The 23,810-nt window shown below is 37.9% G+C and carries 25 protein-coding genes; 18 read left to right on the top strand and 7 right to left on the bottom strand.

The genetic code is table 11. The features are described 5' to 3' along the window. Window positions 1–80 precede the first annotated feature (80 nt). The 7 genes from JNUCC25_RS12735 to JNUCC25_RS12705 all read left to right on the top strand — a co-directional run bounded on the left by JNUCC25_RS12735 (window position 81) and on the right by JNUCC25_RS12705 (window position 5,082). The gene (locus JNUCC25_RS12735) at window positions 81–668 is read left to right on the top strand and encodes a lysophospholipid acyltransferase family protein (RefSeq protein ID WP_263032980.1); all 588 of its coding nucleotides are present in this window, start codon (window positions 81–83) and stop codon (window positions 666–668) included. 20 nt (window positions 669–688) lie between these two features. Beyond that, window positions 689–1,174 (top strand): hypothetical protein, encoded by a 486-nt coding sequence (locus JNUCC25_RS12730; protein WP_013057211.1) that lies wholly within the window; start codon window positions 689–691, stop codon window positions 1,172–1,174. A 219-nt stretch (window positions 1,175–1,393) separates the two neighbouring features. Beyond that, complete coding sequence (locus tag JNUCC25_RS12725; RefSeq protein ID WP_013057210.1) at window positions 1,394–2,467, top strand: branched-chain amino acid aminotransferase; 1,074 nt, start codon at window positions 1,394–1,396, stop codon at window positions 2,465–2,467. 217 nt (window positions 2,468–2,684) lie between these two features. Further along, the gene (locus JNUCC25_RS12720) at window positions 2,685–2,912 is read left to right on the top strand and encodes a hypothetical protein (protein WP_029321985.1); all 228 of its coding nucleotides are present in this window, start codon (window positions 2,685–2,687) and stop codon (window positions 2,910–2,912) included. A 137-nt stretch (window positions 2,913–3,049) separates the two neighbouring features. Then, window positions 3,050–3,331 (top strand): hypothetical protein, encoded by a 282-nt coding sequence (locus JNUCC25_RS12715; RefSeq protein WP_029321983.1) that lies wholly within the window; start codon window positions 3,050–3,052, stop codon window positions 3,329–3,331. A gap of 380 nt (window positions 3,332–3,711) precedes the next feature. Then, complete coding sequence (locus JNUCC25_RS12710; RefSeq protein ID WP_223272358.1) at window positions 3,712–3,900, top strand: hypothetical protein; 189 nt, start codon at window positions 3,712–3,714, stop codon at window positions 3,898–3,900. A gap of 255 nt (window positions 3,901–4,155) precedes the next feature. Next, complete coding sequence (locus tag JNUCC25_RS12705; RefSeq protein ID WP_013057209.1) at window positions 4,156–5,082, top strand: manganese-dependent inorganic pyrophosphatase; 927 nt, start codon at window positions 4,156–4,158, stop codon at window positions 5,080–5,082. Between the two features lie 19 nt (window positions 5,083–5,101). On the opposite strand, the gene JNUCC25_RS12700 is transcribed toward JNUCC25_RS12705, so the two are convergent. Continuing rightward, window positions 5,102–6,046: an alpha/beta hydrolase gene (locus JNUCC25_RS12700; protein ID WP_029321980.1), complete on the bottom strand. Its 945-nt coding sequence runs from the start codon at window positions 6,044–6,046 to the stop codon at window positions 5,102–5,104. A 225-nt stretch (window positions 6,047–6,271) separates the two neighbouring features. On the opposite strand from JNUCC25_RS12700, the gene ilvD reads away from it, so the two are divergent. Continuing rightward, window positions 6,272–7,948, top strand: coding sequence for a dihydroxy-acid dehydratase (gene ilvD / locus JNUCC25_RS12695; protein ID WP_013057207.1), 1,677 nt, complete (start codon window positions 6,272–6,274; stop codon window positions 7,946–7,948). Window positions 7,949–8,015: 67 nt separating this feature from the next. On the opposite strand, the gene JNUCC25_RS12690 is transcribed toward ilvD, so the two are convergent. Beyond that, window positions 8,016–8,444 carry a GNAT family N-acetyltransferase gene (locus JNUCC25_RS12690; protein ID WP_029321978.1) on the bottom strand — a complete coding sequence of 143 codons (429 nt, stop codon included), beginning with the start codon at window positions 8,442–8,444 and terminating at the stop codon, window positions 8,016–8,018. A gap of 367 nt (window positions 8,445–8,811) precedes the next feature. Here JNUCC25_RS12690 and JNUCC25_RS12685 point away from each other — a divergent pair, with 367 nt between their 5' ends. Continuing rightward, the gene (locus JNUCC25_RS12685; RefSeq protein ID WP_029321977.1) at window positions 8,812–9,600 is read left to right on the top strand and encodes a DUF4240 domain-containing protein; all 789 of its coding nucleotides are present in this window, start codon (window positions 8,812–8,814) and stop codon (window positions 9,598–9,600) included. Window positions 9,601–9,646: 46 nt separating this feature from the next. Here JNUCC25_RS12685 and JNUCC25_RS12680 read toward each other — a convergent pair whose 3' ends face one another. Further along, window positions 9,647–10,624 carry a DMT family transporter gene (locus JNUCC25_RS12680; RefSeq protein ID WP_013057204.1) on the bottom strand — a complete coding sequence of 326 codons (978 nt, stop codon included), beginning with the start codon at window positions 10,622–10,624 and terminating at the stop codon, window positions 9,647–9,649. A gap of 100 nt (window positions 10,625–10,724) precedes the next feature. On the opposite strand from JNUCC25_RS12680, the gene JNUCC25_RS12675 reads away from it, so the two are divergent. Then, window positions 10,725–11,282, top strand: a complete 558-nt coding sequence (locus JNUCC25_RS12675; protein ID WP_029321974.1) for a helix-turn-helix domain-containing protein — start codon at window positions 10,725–10,727, stop codon at window positions 11,280–11,282. Between the two features lie 44 nt (window positions 11,283–11,326). Here the strand turns inward: JNUCC25_RS12675 and JNUCC25_RS12670 are convergent, their stop codons facing one another. Together JNUCC25_RS12670 and JNUCC25_RS12665 are read right to left on the bottom strand one after the other, a co-directional pair. Continuing rightward, window positions 11,327–11,611, bottom strand: a complete 285-nt coding sequence (locus JNUCC25_RS12670; protein WP_029321972.1) for a hypothetical protein — start codon at window positions 11,609–11,611, stop codon at window positions 11,327–11,329. Window positions 11,612–11,706: 95 nt separating this feature from the next. Continuing rightward, the gene (locus JNUCC25_RS12665) at window positions 11,707–12,045 is read right to left on the bottom strand and encodes a hypothetical protein (protein WP_013057201.1); all 339 of its coding nucleotides are present in this window, start codon (window positions 12,043–12,045) and stop codon (window positions 11,707–11,709) included. A 336-nt stretch (window positions 12,046–12,381) separates the two neighbouring features. Between JNUCC25_RS12665 and JNUCC25_RS12660 the strand changes: the two genes are divergently transcribed. The 6 genes from JNUCC25_RS12660 (at window position 12,382) to JNUCC25_RS12635 (ending at window position 20,063) form a co-directional block, all read left to right on the top strand. Further along, complete coding sequence (locus JNUCC25_RS12660; protein WP_064471722.1) at window positions 12,382–13,500, top strand: GAF domain-containing sensor histidine kinase; 1,119 nt, start codon at window positions 12,382–12,384, stop codon at window positions 13,498–13,500. Window positions 13,501–13,515: 15 nt separating this feature from the next. Then, window positions 13,516–14,154 (top strand): response regulator, encoded by a 639-nt coding sequence (locus JNUCC25_RS12655; RefSeq protein ID WP_013057199.1) that lies wholly within the window; start codon window positions 13,516–13,518, stop codon window positions 14,152–14,154. Window positions 14,155–14,293: 139 nt separating this feature from the next. After that, window positions 14,294–14,833, top strand: a complete 540-nt coding sequence (locus JNUCC25_RS12650; RefSeq protein ID WP_029321968.1) for an NADPH-dependent FMN reductase — start codon at window positions 14,294–14,296, stop codon at window positions 14,831–14,833. Next, window positions 14,833–16,050 carry an MFS transporter gene (locus tag JNUCC25_RS12645; RefSeq protein WP_064471721.1) on the top strand — a complete coding sequence of 406 codons (1,218 nt, stop codon included), beginning with the start codon at window positions 14,833–14,835 and terminating at the stop codon, window positions 16,048–16,050. Before JNUCC25_RS12650 ends, JNUCC25_RS12645 begins: the two co-directional genes overlap by 1 nt. Window positions 16,051–16,182: 132 nt before the next feature. Then, complete coding sequence (locus tag JNUCC25_RS12640; RefSeq protein WP_098399471.1) at window positions 16,183–19,389, top strand: DEAD/DEAH box helicase; 3,207 nt, start codon at window positions 16,183–16,185, stop codon at window positions 19,387–19,389. Between the two features lie 17 nt (window positions 19,390–19,406). Then, a complete protein-coding gene (locus tag JNUCC25_RS12635; protein WP_064471719.1) occupies window positions 19,407–20,063 on the top strand; it encodes an MtnX-like HAD-IB family phosphatase in 657 nt (218 codons plus the stop codon). An 11-nt stretch (window positions 20,064–20,074) separates the two neighbouring features. Here the strand turns inward: JNUCC25_RS12635 and JNUCC25_RS12630 are convergent, their stop codons facing one another. Together JNUCC25_RS12630 and JNUCC25_RS12625 are read right to left on the bottom strand one after the other, a co-directional pair. Continuing rightward, entirely contained in the window at window positions 20,075–21,169 is a 1,095-nt protein-coding gene (locus JNUCC25_RS12630) for an acetyl-CoA C-acyltransferase (RefSeq protein WP_029321961.1), read from the bottom strand. 13 nt (window positions 21,170–21,182) lie between these two features. Next, window positions 21,183–21,740, bottom strand: coding sequence for a biotin transporter BioY (locus JNUCC25_RS12625; protein WP_029321959.1), 558 nt, complete (start codon window positions 21,738–21,740; stop codon window positions 21,183–21,185). A 154-nt stretch (window positions 21,741–21,894) separates the two neighbouring features. On the opposite strand from JNUCC25_RS12625, the gene JNUCC25_RS12620 reads away from it, so the two are divergent. Together JNUCC25_RS12620 and JNUCC25_RS12615 are read left to right on the top strand one after the other, a co-directional pair. Then, window positions 21,895–23,328 carry a class I adenylate-forming enzyme family protein gene (locus tag JNUCC25_RS12620; RefSeq protein WP_064471718.1) on the top strand — a complete coding sequence of 478 codons (1,434 nt, stop codon included), beginning with the start codon at window positions 21,895–21,897 and terminating at the stop codon, window positions 23,326–23,328. Continuing rightward, entirely contained in the window at window positions 23,315–23,773 is a 459-nt protein-coding gene (locus JNUCC25_RS12615) for a GNAT family N-acetyltransferase (RefSeq protein ID WP_013057191.1), read from the top strand. The genes JNUCC25_RS12620 and JNUCC25_RS12615 overlap by 14 nt, the downstream gene beginning before the upstream one ends. The last annotated feature ends 37 nt before the right edge of the window (window positions 23,774–23,810 follow it).

The raw sequence follows: 23,810 nt of genomic DNA, 5'->3' as shown, positions 1-23,810 counted from the left end.
ATTTTTAGTACCAACTCTTAATAGTAAGTGATATAATTTTTGTATATATTTTCAAATAATAGAGGGAAGAGGAAATGTTTATGTATAATCTTGCGGCTCACGTATGTAAATTTTTATTAAAAAGAAGAGGTAAGCTTTACATAAGGAATAAAGAGTCTTTACCAACAAACACAGGTTTTGTGATCGCTTGTTCGCATAAGGGATGGGTAGACGTTGTGGCGCTTGGTGCGGCTATTTTGCCTCACCAAATTCATTTTATGGCAAAAAAGGAGCTTTTTAATCATATACTCACTAGTAATGTATTAAAAAAACTCAACGCATTCCCAGTAGATCGTAACAACCCGGGACCCAGCAGCATTAAAACACCTATTAAATTAGCAAAAGAAGGACATATCGTCGGGATTTTTCCTAGCGGCACGCGAACAGAGGAAGACGTTCCCTTAAAAAGAGGAGCAGTCACTATAGCGAGTATAGCAAAGGTTCCTATTGTACCCGCGGTTTACAAAAGACCCGCAAATGTAAAAGAACTATTTTTGAAGGTTCCTATTGTTATCTCCTTTGGAAAACCTATCTACCTTGGAGAAGATAAACTGACAAAAGATCGCCTTGCCGACGTGTCAAACCATTTAACAGCTTCAATTCGTGCGTTAGAGGAAACAGCAAGATAACTTCATAGCGGAGGTGCATCATGAAGGATTGGGTACAGAGAAAGTTAAACGATGTAATTAGTGATGATGTGCAGGCAAAAATGAAAGAAAAGATGGCTGAAAGTGGCGTAACCGTTCCTATATCCGCTTCTATGCTCATGCGAATTTTTCAAAAGCAAATGACAAAGCAAGATCAAATTCAGCAATTCTCTATTTCATTTCAAGACTCCTATATTCACGTGAATGGAATTATTAAAAAATTTCTGGTGAGAATTCCATTTTCCATTGTGCTAGAACCTCTTGAGGCAAAAGAACGTACGCTTCTATTCAAAATCCATGAAATGAAACCTCTTAATCAAAATTGGATCAACTATCGAATTTTTCACAAGCCGCCTGTTACTACGTATGAAGAAAAACAAATTCATATCAATCTCAATGAAATTGATAAAGTGAAGGTCATTCCAGTAGGGAAAATCAAACAATTTTCAATACAAGATGAAAAGCTTCGAGTGAAAATTGGTTTATAAATAGTTATAAATAAAATGTAGAAATAGTTTTTGTAGAAAGAAAACCTTTTCAATTCAGCACTTAATTCGATTAGGTGCTATTTCTTTATAATTTTTATAAAATTTTTAGAATTTTTCGTCTCTAACTATTGTGACACTCTTCCCTAAAGTTGTACAATGTAACTTATATAGAGGTTTAAGCGAAAAACCCGTAAATATAAAGAGCAAGGAGAAACAACTATGACAACTTATTCAATCGATGTAACACTAAGTCAAACAAAAAAAGAAAAGCCGCAATCTGATCAATTGCAATTCGGGAAAGTCTTTACGGACCATATGTTCATTATGGATTATACAGAAGGCCAAGGATGGCACGATGCTCGTATTGTCCCTTATCAACCTATCACATTAGATCCGGCATCCATGATCTTTCATTACGGGCAGTCTGTTTTTGAAGGACTAAAAGCATATGTAACAAAAAAAGAGCAAGTATTATTATTTAGACCAGATGAGAACTTCAAACGTTTAAATAAATCAAACGATCGTCTTTGTATTCCTCATGTTGATGAAAACTTAGCTCTAGAAGCGTTAAAGCAGCTGATTAAAATTGACCGCGAATGGATTCCTACTGCTGAAGGTACATCACTATACATTCGCCCGTTTGTCATCGCAACAGAGCCTTACTTAGGAGTAGCGCCATCTGACCGCTATCAATTTATCATTATTCTTTCTCCAGTTGGTTCATATTACAAAGAAGGGATTGCTCCTGTAAAAATTGCGGTTGAAAGCGAATTTGTTCGTGCTGTAGCCGGAGGGACAGGGACAGCTAAAACAGGCGGAAACTATGCTTCAAGCTTAAAAGCTCAGCAGCTTTCTGACTCAAAAGGCTATTCACAAGTACTGTGGTTAGACGGAGTTGAACGCAAGTACATTGAAGAAGTAGGAAGCATGAATATTTTCTTCAAAATCGATGGAGAAGTAGTAACGCCATCTGTGAACGGAAGCATTTTGGAAGGAATTACGCGTAAATCTATCATTGAGCTGCTAAAACACTGGGATATGCCTGTAACTGAGCGCCGTATTTCTATGGAAGAAATTAAGCAAGCTTATTCCGAAGGCAAACTAGAAGAGGCATTTGGAACAGGTACAGCTGCAGTTATTTCTCCAATTGGCGAACTATTTTGGAATAACGAGAAAATGGTCATCAACGATGGAAACACAGGAGAAGTATCACAAAAACTGTATGACACTCTAACAGGTATTCAAAATGGTACAGTGGAAGACCCATTCGGCTGGGCAGTGGAAGTAGAATAAATTTCGGTAGTCAAATATCTTTTTACGTAAAAGAAGCGGACAGCTCCCGCTTCTTTTTTTATTGCCGAATAGTCCAAAAGAAACGAGTTATTTTTTGAATATTTAGAACTATTTATATACTTTTATTGTAAAATAAAATATAATTTTCCTTATAAAAGCAATACTTTGTCTTTATTGAAATTCACAGCATTACTTATTCGTTATAAGGGGGAATAAAATGCTTTTTTTATCACATGATGAAAAAATTAAACAGCTGGCTTCACACTTAGCTGAACGACTCGAAAGAGAATTAAGCCAAGAAACCTCAGATGAACAAATGCACGTGCTCATCGGCTACTTGTTTGCTTCTCATTTAATCGAGCACCGTCCCACGGGTTATTACGTAAGGTCTCAATACCCTGAGCAGCTAAAAGATTTATATGAAACTTTACACGTCCATCAATAAATTGTCTCTTCCTCTTTTGTCCTATATCGTGTAGAATTTTAGAAAATATATGATTTTCTAGTTGATGGCAGAGCTAGGATATAGCGAGGTGTGGCATTTACCTTTAAATGATTAAGTAATGGCTTTAGAGGTGAATAATGTTAGCACAGATCAAAGAAATGAGTTTAGATAAAAATCGTCGTAATCCACATTACCGCGTATTGTTGCAGTGTCCAGACGGGAGTGAACTATTCATTCACTTTAATTATACATACCGATCAAAAACATATTGGTCAAGAGATGTATATTACAACAATGTTCATAAAAAATCTCAGCTTGCTTGGTATACCCAAAGCGTAGAAGGAATGACGGCTCAGCAGTTTCTAGAAGAGCTAGGAGCCAAAGTAAATGAACATTTCGATTTTACACTGCGACGATAACCAAAAAAAGCACCTCTTATGAAGGGGTGCTTTTTTTTTGGTTGTTTTACACAAATAAGGACAGAGTAATGTATATTCTCTTTTTTTTGAAATGAAAGGCGGAATGTTCATGGCGCAAATTGTAATGTGGATGTTTTTTATCGGTCCTTGGCTATTGCTTTTTGCAGTGGATAAAGAGCGAGTGAAGCGGTATATGGCTGTATAACTATTTGGAGTGGTATTGTTAACGATGGTTTTTCAAATTGGAGATGGCTTTAACTGGTGGGAAGTGAATAAAACTCTTTTTTTTCTTCGTTAATATGACGCCTTTTCCTTTTGGCATATTTATAATAGGCACGCTTTTTATTTTTTATTTTACCTATCCTGGATTTTGGATGTTTATGATTATCAATGCAGCATTTGATTTGTTTCAAGCATTTGTTATGAATCCTATTTTTGAAAAGCTAAATATTTATACACTGAAGGAAATGAATCATTTTTTATTATTTGTACTAATGATGGTTGTTGCTGTTCTACTTTTTCTTTATCAAAAGTGGCAAGATACTGCGTTTAAGTTATCTATCAAGTAATAGAGTGACGGGTTGTGTTTTATCGCTAACTTTTATATAATGAACGTATAAAACCCTCTATTTATATCGGAAATAGAGGTGTTTTTACTATGAAAAAGATACAAAATGGCAAAATATCTGCGGATGAATATCATTTTTCGCAAAAAAATTAAAATAATGTAAAAGTTTATGTTAAAATGGCAATGTTGCGTGAACGAATTAACTAAATTTACGCAAGAATGCTATTTACATACGTAAGAAGGAGAGAGATTTAAGATGGCAAAGACGTTAATTTTTGGACATAAAAATCCTGACACAGATACAATCTGTTCTGCAATTGCATACGCTGATTTAAAGAATAAATTAGGTGTAGACGCTGAACCAGTTCGATTAGGCGATATTAACGGTGAAACGCAATTTGCTCTTGAAAAGTTCAACGCTGAACTACCACGTTTCGTTGATGAAGTATCTAAAGAAACAAATGAAGTTATTTTAGTGGACCACAACGAACGCCAACAAAGTGCAAACGATATTGATCAAGTTCGTGTGCTTGAAGTAATTGATCATCACCGTATTGCTAACTTTGAAACAGCAGATCCTTTATACTATCGTGCAGAGCCAGTTGGATGTACGGCAACGATCTTAAACAAGATGTATAAAGAAAACGGCGTAGAAATCGAACCTAACATCGCAGGTCTTATGCTATCAGCTATCATTTCTGATTCTTTATTATTCAAATCACCAACTTGCACAGACCAGGACGTTGCAGCTGCTAAAGAATTAGCGGAAATTGCAGGCGTAGATGCAGAAGAGTACGGATTAGCAATGCTGAAAGCTGGAGCTGACTTAGGCGATAAAACAGCTTCACAATTAATTTCATTAGATGCTAAAGAATTCAGCATGGGTACAAGCAAAGTAGAAATTGCACAAGTGAATGCAATTGACGTAAACGACGTTTTAGTGCGCAAAGTTGAATTGGAAGAAGCTATTACTAAAACAATCGAAGAAAAAGGATTACAATTATTCCTTTTAGTTGTTACAGATATTTTAAACAGCAACTCTACTGCATTAGCATTAGGTTCTGCTGCTTCAAAAGTAGAAGAAGCATACAACGTAACGCTTGAAAACAATACAGCTGTCTTAGAAGGCGTTGTATCACGTAAAAAACAAGTAGTGCCTGTATTAACATCTGTATTTGCTTAATCAAAAAAACGGTTCGTGTCTAGACACGAACCGTTTTTTTGTCCATTTGCACGTCAAGCCAATTTAGTATATCTTCTATCACTTCATCTTTATTTAATTCATTAAGCAACTCATGACGGCACTGTGTAAAAAAGCGGTAGCTTACGTCCTGCAATCCGGCTTTTTTAAAGTCGTTATATACTTTGAGTACCCCTTTTGTATAGCTGCCTACTGGGTCATGTTCTCCAGATATTAAATAAACAGGCAGGTTTGATGGTACTAGCTTTATATTAGCTAAGTTAGAGATTTGTTTGATTCCTGTTAATAAGTCATAGAAAAATCCCGCTGTGAAAACTCCTCCGCAGTAAGGGTCATTTACATATAAATCTACAGCCTCATTATCTTGACTTAACCAATCAAAAGGTGTTCGAGCAGGATGAAAGGATTTGTTATACTGTCCAAAAGAAAGTTTATCAAGCAACGGACTAGCAGATCGTAATCCTTTTCTTTTTTTCTCTATTGTCGCAGCTAATATGCCGCCCTTCAGTGAAAGGGAAGGAATGCTGCCAGTACCTGAGAGCATCACACCATGAATGTGCTCTGTATTCAATTGAATATATCTTCTCGTTAGAAAAGAACCCATGCTGTGACCGAAAAGAAAGATTGGTAGACCAGAGTGTTCCGTTGAAATGTGCTTAGTCAGCGCAATCATGTCGTAAACTACGGTGTCAAAACCATTTTCTTCAGCAAAAAAACGCTTTTCTTCATCTTTTAAAGCTGTTTGACCGTGACCGCGGTGATCATTTCCATATACGATGTAGCCATGTTGAGTTAATACATTAGCAAAGTATTCGTAGCGTCCAATATGTTCGGCCATCCCATGGGCTATTTGAACAACGCCTTTTGCAGAATTGTTTTCAACATCCCATTTTTGTGCAAATATTTCTTTTTCCTGATGACCTCTGTAATAAAAGGATTGTTTCATGCTCAGCATCCACCTTCTGCCCCCTTGTAAAATAAGGGATATGTGTATATATTATACTAATTTATGCGGGTGATTTTACTATTTTGAAATAAAAAATGATTATTTTGTCATAAACCTTTACAAACCTTTATGTGATTTGTTAAATTAGTATTTATATTAAAAATTATTAAACAATTTAAAAAGATTCAGTTTTTAATAGGTTAGATGAATACGGAGGGAATTATTGTGGCAGAATTAAGAAGTAACATGATCAAAAAAGGATTCGACAGAGCACCGCACCGCAGCCTACTGCGTGCAGCTGGTGTAAAAGAAGAGGATTTCGGCAAACCGTTTATTGCGGTTGTCAATTCATATATTGATATTGTACCAGGTCATGTTCACTTGCAAGAGTTTGGTAAAATCGTAAAAGATGCGATTCGCGAAGCTGGTGGCGTACCTTTTGAAATGAACACTATCGGTGTAGATGACGGTATTGCGATGGGCCATATCGGTATGCGCTATTCATTACCAAGTCGTGAAATCATTGCTGACTCAGTTGAAACGGTAGTATCTGCTCACTGGTTTGATGGAATGGTATGTATTCCAAACTGTGATAAAATCACGCCTGGGATGTTAATGGCTTCATTACGTCTGAATATTCCGACAGTTTTTGTTAGCGGCGGACCAATGAAGGCTGGCGTAACGAGCGACGGTCGTAAGATTTCTCTTTCTTCAGTATTTGAAGGCGTAGGAGCTCATCAAGCTGGTAAACTTGATGATAAGGGATTACTTGAATTAGAACAATTCGGCTGTCCGACATGCGGATCTTGTTCAGGAATGTTTACAGCGAACTCAATGAACTGCTTAGCTGAAGCGTTAGGACTTGCTTTACCTGGAAACGGTACAATCTTAGCAGTTGCTCCTGAACGTAGAGAATTCGTTAAGAAATCAGCTAAACAGCTTATGGAATTAATTAAATTAGATTTAAAACCACGTGATATCGTAACAGAAAAAGCAATCGACAACGCGTTTGCTTTGGACATGGCGTTAGGTGGTTCTACAAATACAGTTCTTCATACGCTAGCTCTTGCGAATGAAGCTGAAATTGAGTATCCATTAGAGCGTATTAATGAAGTGGCAGAACGCGTGCCTCACTTGGCAAAACTGGCTCCGGCTTCTGATGTATTTATTGAAGACTTACATGAAGCAGGAGGCGTATCAGCTGCTTTAAACGAGCTATCTAAAAAAGAAGGGGCTCTTCATCTAGATACTATGACAGTTACTGGAAAAACGCTAGGTGAAAACATTGCCGGATGCGATGTAAAAGACTATAACGTTATCCATCCAATCGATAAGCCGTTCACCGAAAAAGGCGGACTTGCTGTATTATTTGGTAACTTAGCTCCAGACGGCGCGATTATTAAAACAGGCGGTGTTCAAGACGGCATTACTCGCCACGAAGGACCAGCAATTGTATTTGAGTCTCAAGACGAGGCGCTGCACGGTATTGCTAACGGCAAAGTAAAAGAAGGACATGTCGTAGTCATTCGTTATGAAGGACCAAAAGGCGGCCCGGGAATGCCTGAAATGCTAGCTCCAACTTCTCAAATCATGGGAATGGGACTAGGTGCAAAAGTAGCTCTATTAACGGACGGACGCTTCTCTGGCGCTTCTCGTGGATTATCAATTGGCCACGCATCTCCAGAAGCTGCTGAAGGCGGCCCGCTAGCATTTGTAGAAGATGGCGACCACATCGTAATTGACATTGAAGATCGTTCGATGAATGTTCAAGTTTCTCCAGATGTTTGGGAAGAACGAAAAGCAAACTGGAAAGGCTTTGAGCCAAAAGTGAAAAAAGGCTATCTTGCAAGATATTCTAAACTTGTAACTTCTGCAAGCACAGGCGGAATTATGAAAATCTAATAGTACAAAAAAGGCTCTCAGTAGAGAGCCTTTTTCTTTACTGAAGTAACTGTGTACAAGAAGATTTTTAAAACGTAAATTCTTTTTTCATTATAACGTGTGGAATACCGTCTTCCATAAATACATCAGAAACAGTCTTATACCCTAATTTATGATAAAATGATTCAGCTTGAACTTGACCGTGAAGCTTAGCTTGAATTAATCCTTCTTTTTTCGCTGCTTCTTCCAAGCTGGCCACCACTTCTTTTCCGAGCCCGTATTTTCTAAATTCCTTTAATACGCATATCCGCTCTATTTTGGCGTAATCGTCTACTATGCGGAATCTACCAGAAGCTGCCGGTTCATTGTTAAAGTAAATCAACATATGTTTTGCCGTTTCTTCATGTTCATCAAATTCATCTTTTAATGGCACGCCTTGTTCTTCAACAAACACTGTTTTACGTATATGAAATACTTCTTCAAGCTGCTCTTTTGTTGTAACTTGCTTAATTTTCATTAAAATCCTTCCTTTGCTGCGAATTTATGATTCTTTTTTGTATAATAAAGATATCTGATATAAAAGAGTATAAAGGAAAAACAAAATGTTGTAAATGCAACAAAAAAAACAAACAAGTGAAATATTACATACATGATGTTTTAATTTCTCGCTGTTTGAACTGTATCAGTAGCATTAAATTTAAATGCTGAGCGAAATATAATCAAAAAATAGCGCTTCAGCTTTTAACAAACTTTAGGAAGAATTAAAATCAACTGGAACATGTTACAAAAGGAAAGAAAATGTATTATGAAGCGCCATGGCTCTACATAACTTGTAAAAAGAGAAATATTCACAATAGTAGTAGGATGAAAAAGGGGAATGTATCATGCAAATAACCTTAGTGTATAAAGATGAGCAATCGAATAAATTTTGGAAAGTTGAAAGAAGAGACAGCAAGTTAGTCATTCACTTTGGAAAAGTTGATACAGCCGGTCGCATGCAAGTAAAAGAGTTTGCTTCCGCAGAAGCTTGTGAAGCGGAAGCTGAAAAGCTGATTCGTGCAAAATTGAAGAAAGGGTATAAGCCTTTAACTTGTTCAATGCAAGTAATGAAAGACAGCACGATGTCAGAGGATCTCTTTTGGGAACTGATAAAAAAGGCGAAGACAAAAATAGATGTCGACGAGCAAATGGAATGGCTCCGCTCAACGCTAGCAAAGCGTTCTGAAAAAGACATTTTCCGCTTTGATCAGCTGTTAAATCAGCATTTTGATCAATCCTATACTTCTTCATTGTGGGCAGCAGCTTATATTGTAATGGGCGGTTGTTCAGATGATTGTTTTGATTATTTTAGAGCGTGGCTTTTATATCAAGGAAAAGACATTTATTATAAAGCAATTGAATCTCCTGAGACGATGATTTCTGTTCTTCAACCACTAGAAGTAGAAGGCTATGCTCCTCAATTAGAAGAATTACTTGCTGTAGCGTGTGAAGCTTATGAAGAAAAGACAGGTTTAGATAACGACTACTATTATGATAAATATGACCAGTTTGATCCAATCTGGTACGATGAGCAAGATTTGGATCTTGATTGGGATGAAGATGATGAGGATGGTTTACAGATGCGATTCCCTGTGCTTTGGAATCGCTATTGGAACAATCATCTCGAATATTAAAAAGAGGAGATGAAAACCTTTAAACAGATTTTCATCTCCTCTTTTCTTATTTTGATAGAGTACGTGAAGGACCGGCCGAAGACAGTTTTGTTTTTTTGTTTAGCATACTGTTCATAATCATTCCGATTACGATTACCATCATACCAGCTAAAGCTATCCCTGTTGGCACACGCCCATTTAATAAAAACACTTCTCCAAACACTGTAAAAATCATGCTGCCCGATTGAGTTGCTTCGACAGCTCCCAGCAAAGCTAAATTTTCTTTTGCCAAGTCTGTTGCGTGAAAGAACGTCATTGTCGCAATTACACCTGAACTCATCGCTAATATAAAAGCTTGCGAAAACTGAGGAGCTGTCGGCATACCAGTTGTATAAAATCCATATATCGCATAGATGATACTTAGCGGTATACTGCCGATAGCCATACCTAAAACACGTTGAAATGTATCTAATTTCCCTTTGCAAACTTCCATCATTTTTCGATTTCCAAGCGGATATAAAAAAGCAGCCATGACGACAGGGAGAAAACCCAACACAAACTGTGAAAGCGTGATGTTTTCAGCTTCTTTAACTTGCATGAGAATCACACCCGCTAAAATAAACGTTGAAATACCAAGCGTTTTGAGTGGAATGTTTCCTCTTACTTTTTTGTTTCCGTCTGCAGTTTGAATCGTTACATAGAAAAGTGGAGAAATGAGCGCACCTGCCAAGATCGTTACTTGCCACGTTCCAGCTATGAGCCATGACGGTCCAAAAAGTGAAGAAAAACTTAATAATGAATAAAATCCAATTCCTGCAAGAGTTCCCCAGCCTAACCAAGCGAAAGGATGCTTTTTCATTTCCATCCATAATGGTGTAAACTTCTTTTGTACAAGTACTAAAATGAGTAAAATAGGTAGTGCTAATAAAAAACGAAGAGATGCTGTCCAAGCCCAGCTTGTTCCAGATACATTCATGGCGCGATTCACAATAAATGTAGCAGAAAAGAACATGGACGAGAGAAGCCCCCATAAAATTGCTTTCATACTTTTTCCTCCTAATTAATAAAAATACCTAAATATATATTATAGTATACTTAGATACAAAAAAAGTGTACCATAATATACAAAAGAAAGGAAGGTAAAAATGCATTCAGAAGAAATGATGAAAAAGGTAGGCAACGAGCTTAGAAAAATAAGAACACAGCGAGAATTCACACTCGATGAATTAGCAGATAGGACGGGAGTGAGCAAACTTACGTTAGGGAAAATTGAAAGAGGGGAGACTAATCCAACCCTAGGAGTAATGTGGAAAATAACAACAGGTTTAAATATCCCTTTAACTAAATTAGTGTCAGTAGAACCTTCAGTGGCTGTATCTAAGTGCGGAGAAGGTTTTTCTCTCAAAGGACCGGACGAAGCGTGGAAAGTAGAATTTATTTTTCAAAATCAAATAGATTCAACTATTGAAATGTACCGAGCCTTTCTTTCTCCTCTCGCTACATACTGTCCCGAACCTCATCATAAAGGATTAATTGAAGTAGCAACGGTAATGGAAGGAAGAATCAAAATGAAAATAGAAGAAGAGCTATACGAGCTAAAACAATTTGACTCTATAAAATTTGAAGGAAGTCATGTACACTCATACAAAAATCTTGAAGAACGTCCCGCTGTTCTGCATTTACTGCTAAAATATGAGGAGTAAAACGGCAGAGCCGCAGTAAAACGAACCATAAAAAATGATTCGTTTTACTGCGGCTCTAAGAGCTGTTTATTCATCAGCTTGTTTTGATAACTAATGTATTTCTTCACCCTGATGATAATTAATGAATATTCTTCAATCAAACGGTGGATAGATTGAACCATACACTCTGGGTAATGATGTTTTTTCTGTAAATATACTTTATACTTTCGAATTTGTCTTTCGAAATATAAAATAACTTGTTCAGGTGTTTTTACCAGTAAAGATTGCATGTATTCATCTACTTGCTTTTCGAGAAACGAATAGCGATTCGTGATAAAAAATGTCTTCATCTTATTTTCCTCCCTATATGTTAGTGGTACAAAAAAGAAACCCTTGTGCTAGGATTTCTTTTTTGCTTTTTATTTGAATCAGCTGTGCGCAACTTTTAGGCACTGATACTTGAAATCGAAGACTGTCTATATTTTTTTATTTTGCATTTTATATATGTAGGCGTTTCGCCGAAAAGATTTGCTACATGTGCAATAGCTCCATAATACGTTTTAGCATCCATCATTTCTTTATTCACAATATAGTCATACAGGGATGATTCAATATCATCAACAAAAGCTAAAATGTGACGCTTTTCGAATAGGAGTTGATAAAGTTCATTAATTAAGTATGGGCTTTGATCAAATTTGTCTTGAAGCTGCTCTACTCGATACTTTGTCATAGGCACTTCACACAAGATAATGTATCGTAACTCTTCTAAAAATAATTTATTCATCTTTCTCACATCCCTATTCTGTTAATAATTATATAATAGCACTATGCCTTCATATTTGGAAGCGTTTTCAATGTATTAATTTTAATATTTTTTTCTTCTCATTTCCTTTCGTTTTTTCTTTTCTTACGTGAATTATCTGTAGTATAGTTCGTTTTACGTAAAGACTCTAGCTAATTGTTAAACTACCTGACATACTTTTTGAAATTTTTATTATTGATGTCAAAAACTCTTACATATCTAAGCGCAAACACCTTAAAAATAACGTCCTATGAGCCGGAATCGTCTTTAATTGTGATAAAATAAAAAATGGAAAATACATCATATAGGAGAGAGGCTATGGAAAAAGATCATATTTCAGAGCTTAAGATTTTAAAAGACATTGCCGAGATTTTAAATGAAGGCACTAATTTACATACAATGCTTCACGATGCTCTTTTAAAACTGCTGCAAATAACAGATTTACAAACAGGATGGATCTTTTTTATTGACGAAAATGGAAAACATGAGATGATTGCCGCTCAGCATTTGCCGCCGGCTTTATTAAATAAAACCGCTCAGCCTATGTGTAACGGAAGCTGCTGGTGTGTTGATCGGTATATGGATGGCCGGCTTCAAAAAGCGTCTAATATTATGGAGTGCAAGAGACTTGAAGATTCCGTCATTCATGAGTGGGGGGATACACACGACATTACCCATCACGCAACGGTTCCTTTACAAGCAGGGGATGAGCGCTTTGGATTATTAAATGTAGCTGCCCCTCATAAAATTCATTTTGAACAGCGAGAGCTTGATTTATTAGGATCCGTCGCTCTTCAAATTGGCACGGCTATCAAGCGGATTAAGCTGACTCAATCTCAGCAGGAGGTAAAGCTTATTGAAGAAAGAAACAGACTGGCAAAAGATCTTCACGATTCTGTTAATCAACTGTTATTTTCAATTAATGTCACAGCCAAAGCCGGAAGCAGCTTAGCGAAAGATGTGCAGTTAAAAGAGACTTTTTCCTTAATCCAAGAAACCGCTCAGTATGCTCAAGTGGAAATGAAAGCATTAATTTGGCAGCTTCGTCCTCAAGGGTTAGAAAACGGCATCGTCAGTGCGTTAAAAAGCTATGGTCAAATGCTAGGTCTTAACGTAACAGAACAAATTAAAGGTGTGTCGGTTTTGCCTGCTGTGATTGAAGAGACACTGTGGAGAGTCGGCCAAGAAGCTTTTAATAATTGCCGAAAGCATGCGGGTACAGCAGATGTACATTTAAACGTAAATATAAGCAGAGAACAAGTGATTATGAAAGTCCAAGATAGCGGCAATGGGTTTATGTATAGTGCTTCAGCAGAATTGCCGACGCTTGGATTAAAAACCATGCAAGAGCGAATAAAAAGATTAAATGGAAAACTATCTGTTACAAGCAGCATAGGAAACGGAACGGTTGTGGAAGTATCTATTCCTCTTTCATAACAGAAAGGAGCGCATATGAAAATAAAGATTCTAATCGCAGATGATCACCACGTTGTCCGAAAAGGGCTTGTCTTTTTCTTACAGACGCAGCCAGACTTAGAAATTGTAGGAGAAGCTTCTAACGGAGAGGAAGCTTTAAAGTTAGCGACATCCCTAGAACCACACATTGTTTTAATGGATTTATCGATGCCGGTTCTCGATGGAATCGAAGCAACAAAAGAATTAAAAAAACAAGCACCGCATATACAAGTCATGATTTTAACAAGCTTTTCGGATCAAGACCATGTGATACCGGCACTAGAAGCTGGAGCTTCAGGCTATCAGCTAAAAGAAAGTGACCCAGATGAACTTGTAGCAGCTATTCGAAAGCTAATGAACGGAGAAAATCAGCTTCATCCAAAAGTCACCACACACTTGCTAACACGCTTAACTAAAAGCAGCGAAAAGAAAGTCAATTTTATTGACCACTTAACAAAACGAGAAAAAGACGTATTAAAAGAAATTGCAAAAGGAAAAAGCAACAAAGAAATCGGTGTTGCCTTACATATTACGGAAAAAACAGTAAAAACACATGTATCTAATATTTTATCGAAGCTTGGGGTTCAAGACCGCACGCAAGCTGCTCTATATGCTGTGCAGCACGGAATTTCCTAACCTACGACTTTAGTTGTAGGTTTTTCTCTGTGCTTCTCCGTCTATATTGGTAGCTTTCTTTCTATCAATAGCATGACGAAAAAAAGTTCAATCATCCCTATACTATACGTATAACCAAACGACAGAGGAGTAGATAAACATGAACATACTTATCATGAATGGAAGTCCTAGAGAAACAGGTCGAACAACACAAATGACGAGAGAGCTTCACAAAAGCTATCAAAGTTCTTTTCTAGATTTAAGCCAATTATCGCTTCCTATATTCACAGGTGAACCTCATCAGTATGAAACAGAAGAAGTACAAGAGCTAATTGAAAAAACAGAAAAAGCAGATGGTATTTTACTTGCGACGCCCGAGTACCACGGAGCTATGAGCGGAGCGTTGAAAAACGCATTTGACTTCTTAAACAGTGCGTATTTTGCGCATAAGCCCGTAGCACTTTTAGCAGTATCAGGAGGAGGAAAAGGAGGCATTAATGCTTTAAATAACCTTAGAACCGTTACACGCGCTTTGTATGCGAATGTTCTATCTAAGCAGTTGGTATTAGACCCTGCAGACATCTTGGAAAAAGGGACTTTACGAAAAAACGCAGCTAACGGAATTCATGAATTAGTTAATGAGCTGACTCTGTATACACAAGTGTCTAAGCAAATTTTAGAAGCTAAGCAAAATGTTTGATGAAGGCGCTCCATAAAGACCGGCGCTTTCAGGCCGTAGTAGCTGCTAATGTTTTATCCTCTATCGGCTCCGGTATTACGATGCTTGCCATTCCTTTACTGTTAGTTGCATCTCCACATGGAAATAGACTATTTGGCACGATTATGCTGATTATGACGGTGATTAGCTTTATGGCTACTCCTTATATAGGTGTTCTGATTGATCGAATGTCACGAAAGAAAATGCTGTTAACCGTAGAATTGATAGGTTTTATCACGGTCATGTTATTTGTAATCGTCGGTTTTGTTACCGATTATTCAACGATTCACTACGTAATTTTGTACGGAACCGGAAACCTTTACTACACGTTTTTTTATCCAACGATTTTTGCTTTAAATCAAGAAGTTTTTTCAAAAGATGCGTTTCAATCATTAAACAGTATCATGGAAATACAAGGTCAGCTATCGAGTATGCTTGCAGGCGCTATAGCGAGTCTAGTCATTACTCGTTGGTCGCTTCAGTGGATTTTAACAGTAGATGCATCTACGTATATAGCTGCATTTCTTTGTCTATGGAGTATTCCATATAAACAAAGCGGTGAACGAAGCGACAAGAAACACACTGCCATGAAAGAAGGTTTAACATTTATAAAAGAAAATCGCTCCGTCTCTATTTTTTTACTGCTTTCTTTTATGCCTTTCATCGCTGTGATGATGACGAACTATTTATTTCCTATTTATCTGACTCAACAATTAAAAGCAAGTCCAGCAGCATATGGAATTGAAAGTGCGGTATATGGTTTCGGGGCATTAACGGCAGGGGTATTCATCGTATCTATTATGAAAAGAACAGGCACTGAGCTAGCCGTTATGCTTAATATAAGCCTTTTTGCACTCGGTATATCTATCCTCTTCTTTATGAAACTTCTGCCGATTTATTTTTCTGTTGTGTTTCTTCTTGCTTTTGCAAATGCAGGTACAAGAGTAGCTCGAAATACGTTTATGATGCAAAAAATACCGAATATCATCGTGGGAAGAGTCGACAGCTGTTTTCGCTTTATTACGTTAGGAATTCGGATTTTACTGATTTTCTTCTTTACGTACGTTACGGCTAACGATCGTATAGGACTGGCTTTTTTAGGGCTGAGTCTACTTTTATTATCATCGGCTGGAGCGGGCTGGATACTCTACAAAAGAAAAAAGCGAAAACAGTCTGCATTGCTTAAGAGTGTTTTATAATGTCTGTTGCATGTTATAATAGAGAAATTGACAAATAATGTTCAACGTTTATGACGTTGAACATTATTTGTTCTGAATAGAAATTAAACAGAAACAGCATTGACTGTTATGCGATTGGAAGATTGTGAAGCGATGATAAATAAAACATTAAACAAAGAACAATTAAAAGATTCGTACTCAAGCAGAACGTACTATAGAGGACACACGTATTACAAGCAGGGACGTGTGCTCGACTTGGAATACAATGAACAGACCACTACGTGGACAGCAGCCGTTCGAGGGGCGGAAATGTATACGGTAATGGTTGAACAAAAAGGAAATTCTTTTTATTCATTCTGCGATTGTCCTGCTTATCACGAGTTTTCAGAATGCAAACACGAAGTAGCTGTTTTATTAACCATTTGCGATGAGCGAGCAAAGCCGCAGCCAATTAAAACGAAGCCTTTTCGCCAAAGCAAAGAATACGAGAATGTAAATCATTTTATCGACTTATTTTCAAGTTATCAGCAAACAATAAGCGACCACAGAAAATATGCAGATAAAGATCCGTTGAAAGTGGAATTTATTTGCAAGTCTTACTCAGAAGAATTTTTACGTTCAGAAGGAATGTACGTGGCGCTTGAAATGAAAGTAGGCGTCGACCGGACGTATGTAGTAAAAAACATTCAAGAATTTTTAACAGACGTTAAAGAATTCAAAACTCACGAATTTACCAAGCGCTTCGAATATGACCCGGCGGAACATTTTTTTATAGAAGAAGATAGGAAAATCATTGAGCTGCTGATGGATATTATGACAAATGAATCATTTTATAAAAATTCTTATTCCATGTATCGTTCGTCTGCAAATAACAGAGAACTAATCATTCCCTCTATCATAGCCAAAGAGTTATTTCAATTGCTCAAAGATCGGAGCTTTATATTTATTCATGACGGGCACTCATATGAAAATATTATCTTTGCTGAAAGCTCAGCTCCTTTTTCGTTTCAATTAAATAAGCACCCGGCAGCTGGATTTGAGTTAGACTTTACTGAACTTCATCAAGCTTCATTTTTTGATCGATACGGGTGGCTATTTTTAAACGGGACGTTTTATGAGCTATCTCAAGATCAGCGTATGCTTCTTGAAGGGCTTCGAAAAACGGCGCCTTTGAAGCCAGTCGTACCTATAGCAGAAGAGCAGATGGGCAATTTTTTATCACACGTCGTTCCAGGACTAAAAAAAGTGGGAAAAGTGGATATCGCAAAAGAAGTATCCCATCAGATTATTGCACCTGAACTAAAAGCAAAAGTATTTATTGACCAGGAAGATGAACAGCTGTTTGTGACGCTTCGGTACCACTACGGAGAGATTTCAATTAATCCATTTTTACCTCAACCTGAAAAGTACGATAAAATCTTAATACGAGATTTAGAAAAAGAAGACCGCGTGATGGATTTAATTGAAACAGCTCCTTTAAACATTTATAAAAACCAGCTGTATTTAAATCAAGATGAATCATCTTTATATGAATTTTTGTTTCATATTGTTCCAAAGCTTGATGAAATAGCGGATGTGTATATTACGGATGAGATGAAAGATTATGCTTATACGGATTTTTCTGCGCCAGTAACAACGGTTGACATCAAAAACAGCAATGGATTATTAGAAATTAATTTTGATTTAGGAGACATTAATCATCAGACCGTTCAAGCTGTTTTAAAATCTGTTTTAGAAAAGAAAAGCTATCATCGTCTAGATAACGGTGCGTTTATTCCTCTTGAAAACGAAGGCTTTGAGCATATTCAAAATCTGTTTCGTGAGCTGAACGTAACCGAGAAAGACTTAAAGGATAACTCATTGCAAGTACCTTTATACAGAGGGATGCAAGTGGAAGAGATTATGAGTGCGGGTGATAAATCAGCTGCTAAGTTTGGCTCAGCATTTAAAAGGTTACTTACACAGCTCAAATCCCCAGAGGAAATGGATTGGGAAGTACCGGAATCCTTGCAGGCATCACTGCGTGATTATCAGTACAATGGGTTTAAGTGGTTTAAATCTCTGGCTCACTACTCTTTAGGAGGCGTGCTGGCTGATGATATGGGGCTTGGAAAAACGCTTCAAAGCATTGCCTATATCCTATCCGAAAAAGAGCTTGATGAAGATAGCAGTGCTTTTTTAATTGTTGTGCCGGCTTCCTTGATTTATAACTGGCGCAACGAATTGGAGAAATTTGCACCGAATTTAACGGTTCAAACCATTACAGGAACGCCGAGCGAGCGTGAGGAGAAGCTAAAACGCACAGCTGACGTATGGATCACATCTTATCCAACGCTGCGTCAAGATATTGATTTGTATCAGCACCTTCATTTTCATGCTTTAATTCTAGATGAGGCTCAGAGTATTAAAAATCATACAACGAAGACAGCAGTAGCTGTTAGGACTATTTCAGCTAAAAAACGTTTTGCGCTGAGCGGTACCCCTATTGAAAACTCACTTGATGAGCTTTGGTCAATTTTCCAGACCATTCTTCCTGGTTTATTTCCAGGGCTTCGCCAGTTTAAAAACATGTCATCGGAGCAGGTCAGTCGAATTGTAAGACCATTTTTACTGCGACGAGTAAAAAAGGATGTGTTAAAAGAACTGCCTGATAAAATTGAAACAACTCATTTATCTGAGCTGACTAAAGAACAAAAAGAGTTATATGTAGGCTATTTAGAGCAATTAAAATCATCTTTAGCCGGTGAAGATTTTAATAAAAACCGAATGAAGATCTTAGCGGGATTAACAAGACTTCGCCAGATTTGCTGTCATCCGTCTTTATTCGTTGAAAATTACGAAGGGTATTCAAGCAAATTAGAGCAGCTGCTTGAGATTACAAGAAGTGCGGTTGCCAATGGAAAACGCTTGTTAATCTTTTCTCAGTTTACAAGCATGCTTCACATTATTCGAGAAGAGCTTCAAAAAGATAATCTCTCATACTTTTATTTAGACGGTCAAACGCCATCAAAAGAACGGGTGGAAATGGCGGATCGGTTTAATAATGGAGAACAAGACATTTTCTTAATTTCATTAAAAGCCGGAGGCACAGGCTTAAATTTAACGGGAGCCGATACGGTTATTTTATATGACTTATGGTGGAACCCGGCGATTGAAGAACAAGCGGCAGGCCGTGCACACCGCATTGGGCAAAAAAATGTTGTGCAGGTCATCAAGCTTATTTCTCAAGGAACCATCGAAGAAAAAATTTACGGCTTGCAGCAAAAGAAAAAAGAACTCATCGAACAGGTTATTCAGCCGGGAGAAACAATGCTTTCCAGTTTGACAGAAGAAGAGCTTCGAGAACTGCTTAGTATGTAGCAAAGGATGTGTGAGGAATGAAAAAATGGGCGTTTGTATCAGATTTTGATGGAACAATTTCAAAAAAAGATTTTTACTGGATTGTGATTGAAAAGTATTTTCCAGAAGGTGAAGAACTTTTCCACCGATGGAAAGCAGGAGAAATGAAAGATATTGATTTTTTATCTACTGTTTTTCAATCCATTCACCAGGAAGAACCGAAAATTTTAGAAGAAGTAGGGAATATTCCAATTGATGAATACGTGCCCGCTTTTATTAAAACTGTTCAGAAAAACGGCGGGGATTTTTATATTTTAAGCGCTGGAACAACGTACTATATTAAACCGATTTTAGATAAATACGGTGTTGAAAAAGTGGAAGTTTATTCGAATGAAGGATATTTCCATCAAAACAATGTTCACTTGCGTCTAGACCCTGCTCACAGATGGCATTCAGAACGCTACGGCATTGATAAATCTGCTGTTATTCAAGAACTAAAAGAGACATACGAAACGATTTATTTTGCTGGAGACAGCGAGCCGGATTCACATCCGGCAAAATATGCAGATGTCACATTTGCAAAAGATTCTTTGCAGGATTTACTGCGCGAACAAAACGTTTCATTTGTTCCAGTTGAGACATTTAAAGATATTGAGCGGTATTTAATGCAGCACAATGTGATAAGCAAGACATAAAAACAGCGGTATTATTTGATTACTTCAAATAATACCGCTGTTCCTATTCCGCCTCCGCTCCCTAAAGCAGCTATTACATATCGCACGTCACGGCGCCTGCTTTCATAAAAAAGACGCGTGGCTAAAATAGCTCCTGATGCTCCGTATGGGTGTCCCAGCGTCAACGCTCCTCCGCGAATATTTACTTTCTCTTCTGATATCCCCAGTTCTTGCATACAAGCAACAACTTTAACGGCAAAGGCTTCATTGATTTCAAATAGGTCAATGTCATCTATCGTAAGAGAATTTCGCTTCAAGATATTTTTAATCGCAGAGACGGGCGCAATAGCAGGGTATAGAGGCGACACGCCTGAAATATCAGCGTCTATAAAACGTAAAACGGGCTGAAATCCTAAGGCGCGTGCTTTTTGCTCTTCCATCACAAGTGTAACGCAGGCCCCGTCATTAATTCCACAGCTGTTGGCTGCAGTGACGGTACCGTCTTTTTTAAAAAAGACGGGGCTGGCTTTTTGAAGCAGCTTTGTTAGGTTTCGGTTTTTCATAAACGCTTCATCATGCATCACATTTGAAAGAGGAAGCGTTTCTTCTTCAAACAATCTCTTTTCAAAAGACTCCCAGCTTCTTTCATGGCTTAAAAGAGCATACCTATCCTGCTGGTCTTTAGATATATTGTATTGCTGGGCTACGTTTTCTGCTGCGATCCCCATGTCAGGGTCACCAATTTTATCAGGAGAAAAACGTGCTCTTTTTTCAAAAGGAGAAGTACTTGTACTTTCAACTCCTCCAGCTAAATAACACGTTCCAGCGCCAGCTTTTATCAAATAGCTGGCCATTCGAATAGCCTCTAAGCCCGCTCCGCACTGACGATCAATGGTCATTCCCGGGATAGAAAAAGGGAGCTCTGCTTCTAAGGCGGATAGTCTAGCTACATTTCCTCCTGGACCTACAACATTGCCTAAAATAATGTCATCAATTTCATGCTCGATTCCAGCGCTAAGCTGTTTTAATAAAGGAGCCGCTAGCTCTTGAACGCGAAAATTTTTAAGTGCGCCGTTTTCTTTTCCAATCACTGTACGCTTCGCTTTTACAACTGCTGCTTGATACATGGTCATCACTTCCTTACATAGAAGCCGTTTTAGAACGGCCAGGTACCGCTACTGCTTTTCGAACTTTTGTAATTAAATACGCCGCGACCGCTGCTTTTATGAAGTCACCCGGAAGATAAACAAAGCTTAGCTGAAGGGACTTCAGAAACGGAATGTGAAGCTGCATTGCCTGTACAGGAATGCCGCATGCGTATACTAACACAATGCCAAATAACACATTTACGGCAAATGCCTTTGCAACCGTTACATTTTTAAATCGTGACAGAGTCCAGCCAATAAAGAAAGCTGCAAACACATAGCCAATGATGTATCCAGCACTCGGACTCAAAAATACGCCAATCCCTCCGCGTCCTCCAGCAAGTAAAGGAACGCCAGCTGCTAGCAAACATAAAAAAAGAAATTGACTTAAAGCTCCTAGTCTAGCTCCAAGAATTCCTCCCGATAGCATAACACCCATAGGCTGAAGGGTAATTGGAACGGGTGTAAAGGATAAAAAAATAGGAGGGACGAGGCCTAGAGCTCCCATTATAGCCGTGAATAATGCAACGTACGTCATATCTTTTGTTTTCATCGTAAACCTCCGCTATGTATGATAAAACATGACTATCGTATCTTATAAAACTCAAATTAGTCAACTTAATTTTTATATAAGTTTACATTTTTGTTTTCTCAAACGTACATTTACGATACACTAAAAGTAAAAGAAAAAGGGAGTTTAAGCAGTAATGAAACGAATTGAAGAACTAATTTTTTATCAGTGTCAACAAACGCCTGGCAACCTGGCACTATCGAATTCTATTAATAAGCTAAGCTACGGTCAAATGTGGGATCATGTATGCAAAGCCGAAAATCAGCTGCAGGAAAAAGGGATGGAAAAAGGGGAGCTCGTTGCGTTAAGCATGCCAAACAATGTAGAAGCTGTTGTGTCATTTTTAGCGATTTTAAAAGCTGGTGGAATTGTGATGCTTTTACATAATGAGTTAACAGAGGCGGAAGTGGATACCTATTTTTCTATTCAATCCCCAAATTGGCTATGGAACACATCTTCTTTAACTAACATAACAAAAGAAAAACCAATCCTGCCCGTACGGCGAGTGAATGCACTGTCCGATTTATTTTTATTTGGATTTACCTCTGGGTCAACAGGGAGACCAAAAGGATTTGTAAAATCGCATTATTCTTGGTCTTCATCATTTCAAGAGTGGTCCGATATATTTTCTTTAGAGCAACACGACAAAGTGCTTGTTCCTTTACATATCTCGTATTCTGCCCAGCTTTACCCGGTTCTGCATGCGCTTTGCAGCGGCATGCACGCTATCATGCTAGAATCGTTTACACCTTCGGCTGTTTTTAACAAGGAAGCTAGCTGTATGTCTATTACACCCGCATTAATTTCTCCGTTGCTTCGTTATGTACAAAGCAGACCAAAAGAAAAACGACTTCTGCCAAAAACCGTAATTTCAGTAGGCAATAAATTATCTCCTTCCGTTCGAAAGAAATTTTCACAAGCGTTTCCTAATGCCTATCTGTATGAATATTACGGATCTTCTGAAATGGGATTTGTTACGGTGCTTTCACCACATACAGCTGAAACGCTGCCTCATACAGTAGGCTATCCTGTTGACAGCGTAGACGTTTTAATCCTGAACGAGCGTGGAAAAGAAGTAAAAAAAGGAGATAAAGGAACACTATTTGTGAAAACAACTCAAGCATTTGAAGGGTTTGTTAAGGACAGTGAAGAAACGAACCGCTCATTTTTTAACGGATATGTTACGTCGCATGATATTGCGGTTCAGCTTCAAGACGGAAGCATTACCATCGTAGGAAGAGACAAAAACGTGATTAAAAGCAGCGGAAGCTTAGTGTATGCTGAAGAAATCGAAGAGTTGCTTTTGCAAATACCCGGCGTTAGCGAAGCAGCCGTTTTTAGCGTAGTAGATGCTGAACGTTCAGAAGTAGTCGGTGCAGCAATTGTCTTAGAGAACGTTTCTCTTTCTGATGTGAGACAAGCACTGACAAAACGAGTATCTGCTTATAAAATCCCGCGCATATGGAGAGTTTTAACGTCCTTTCCGCGAATGAAAAATGGTAAAATTGACAAAGCAACGATATACAGCTACTTTGCAGAGAAAGAAGGGAAGACATATGATTTCATTTGAACCTATTACAGCTGACACGATGTATATTGTGTCAGAGATTATCAATTCAAACGAAGCTTATAACGTGTTAGAAAACGGCAAAAAAGAGCGGGGTGAAGAAGAGCTTTTTAAAGAATACATGAACGAAAAAACAGACAGTTACTTTATAAAAGCCGACGATACATACGTAGGGGTTATTGATTACATGAAACAAAACCCAAACGATGACCATCCGTGGATTGGAGCATTTATCATTCATAGCGCCTATCACAATTTCAGTTTTGGAACGCAGGCGTATCTAGCGTTTGAAGACAAGCTAAAAGAAGAGGGAGTTTCCGTTCTACGCCTTGGCGTTCTGTCTCAAAATCCTAGAGCCAAGCTGTTTTGGGAGCGCCTTGGTTTTACGCATTATGCCACTAAGCCGCTTCATCATAATCAAGTTAACTGCTTGGGAAAAGAGATATAAAAGAAATCCGTGGGTTCATCCACGGATTTCTTTTATA

This window comes from Priestia sp. JNUCC 25, from assembly GCF_053667915.1.
The sequence above is the reverse complement of the archived record's forward strand: the minus strand, read 5'-3'. Positions and strand labels throughout refer to the sequence as shown.

What these genes read in the sequence shown, in the direction of transcription:
- JNUCC25_RS12735 (WP_263032980.1), top strand. Translation starts at nt 81, where the DNA reads ATGTATAATCTTGCGGCTCACGTATGTAAATTTTTATTAAAAAGAAGA.
- JNUCC25_RS12730 (WP_013057211.1), top strand. Translation starts at nt 689, where the DNA reads ATGAAGGATTGGGTACAGAGAAAGTTAAACGATGTAATTAGTGATGAT.
- JNUCC25_RS12725 (WP_013057210.1), top strand. Translation starts at nt 1,394, where the DNA reads ATGACAACTTATTCAATCGATGTAACACTAAGTCAAACAAAAAAAGAA.
- JNUCC25_RS12720 (WP_029321985.1), top strand. Translation starts at nt 2,685, where the DNA reads ATGCTTTTTTTATCACATGATGAAAAAATTAAACAGCTGGCTTCACAC.
- JNUCC25_RS12715 (WP_029321983.1), top strand. Translation starts at nt 3,050, where the DNA reads ATGTTAGCACAGATCAAAGAAATGAGTTTAGATAAAAATCGTCGTAAT.
- JNUCC25_RS12710 (WP_223272358.1), top strand. Translation starts at nt 3,712, where the DNA reads ATGATTATCAATGCAGCATTTGATTTGTTTCAAGCATTTGTTATGAAT.
- JNUCC25_RS12705 (WP_013057209.1), top strand. Translation starts at nt 4,156, where the DNA reads ATGGCAAAGACGTTAATTTTTGGACATAAAAATCCTGACACAGATACA.
- JNUCC25_RS12700 (WP_029321980.1), bottom strand. Translation starts at nt 6,046, where the DNA reads ATGAAACAATCCTTTTATTACAGAGGTCATCAGGAAAAAGAAATATTT.
- JNUCC25_RS12690 (WP_029321978.1), bottom strand. Translation starts at nt 8,444, where the DNA reads ATGAAAATTAAGCAAGTTACAACAAAAGAGCAGCTTGAAGAAGTATTT.
- JNUCC25_RS12685 (WP_029321977.1), top strand. Translation starts at nt 8,812, where the DNA reads ATGCAAATAACCTTAGTGTATAAAGATGAGCAATCGAATAAATTTTGG.
- JNUCC25_RS12680 (WP_013057204.1), bottom strand. Translation starts at nt 10,624, where the DNA reads ATGAAAGCAATTTTATGGGGGCTTCTCTCGTCCATGTTCTTTTCTGCT.
- JNUCC25_RS12675 (WP_029321974.1), top strand. Translation starts at nt 10,725, where the DNA reads ATGCATTCAGAAGAAATGATGAAAAAGGTAGGCAACGAGCTTAGAAAA.
- JNUCC25_RS12670 (WP_029321972.1), bottom strand. Translation starts at nt 11,611, where the DNA reads ATGAAGACATTTTTTATCACGAATCGCTATTCGTTTCTCGAAAAGCAA.
- JNUCC25_RS12665 (WP_013057201.1), bottom strand. Translation starts at nt 12,045, where the DNA reads ATGAATAAATTATTTTTAGAAGAGTTACGATACATTATCTTGTGTGAA.
- JNUCC25_RS12660 (WP_064471722.1), top strand. Translation starts at nt 12,382, where the DNA reads ATGGAAAAAGATCATATTTCAGAGCTTAAGATTTTAAAAGACATTGCC.
- JNUCC25_RS12655 (WP_013057199.1), top strand. Translation starts at nt 13,516, where the DNA reads ATGAAAATAAAGATTCTAATCGCAGATGATCACCACGTTGTCCGAAAA.
- JNUCC25_RS12650 (WP_029321968.1), top strand. Translation starts at nt 14,294, where the DNA reads ATGAACATACTTATCATGAATGGAAGTCCTAGAGAAACAGGTCGAACA.
- JNUCC25_RS12645 (WP_064471721.1), top strand. Translation starts at nt 14,833, where the DNA reads ATGAAGGCGCTCCATAAAGACCGGCGCTTTCAGGCCGTAGTAGCTGCT.
- JNUCC25_RS12640 (WP_098399471.1), top strand. Translation starts at nt 16,183, where the DNA reads ATGATAAATAAAACATTAAACAAAGAACAATTAAAAGATTCGTACTCA.
- JNUCC25_RS12635 (WP_064471719.1), top strand. Translation starts at nt 19,407, where the DNA reads ATGAAAAAATGGGCGTTTGTATCAGATTTTGATGGAACAATTTCAAAA.
- JNUCC25_RS12630 (WP_029321961.1), bottom strand. Translation starts at nt 21,169, where the DNA reads ATGTATCAAGCAGCAGTTGTAAAAGCGAAGCGTACAGTGATTGGAAAA.
- JNUCC25_RS12625 (WP_029321959.1), bottom strand. Translation starts at nt 21,740, where the DNA reads ATGAAAACAAAAGATATGACGTACGTTGCATTATTCACGGCTATAATG.
- JNUCC25_RS12620 (WP_064471718.1), top strand. Translation starts at nt 21,895, where the DNA reads ATGAAACGAATTGAAGAACTAATTTTTTATCAGTGTCAACAAACGCCT.
- JNUCC25_RS12615 (WP_013057191.1), top strand. Translation starts at nt 23,315, where the DNA reads ATGATTTCATTTGAACCTATTACAGCTGACACGATGTATATTGTGTCA.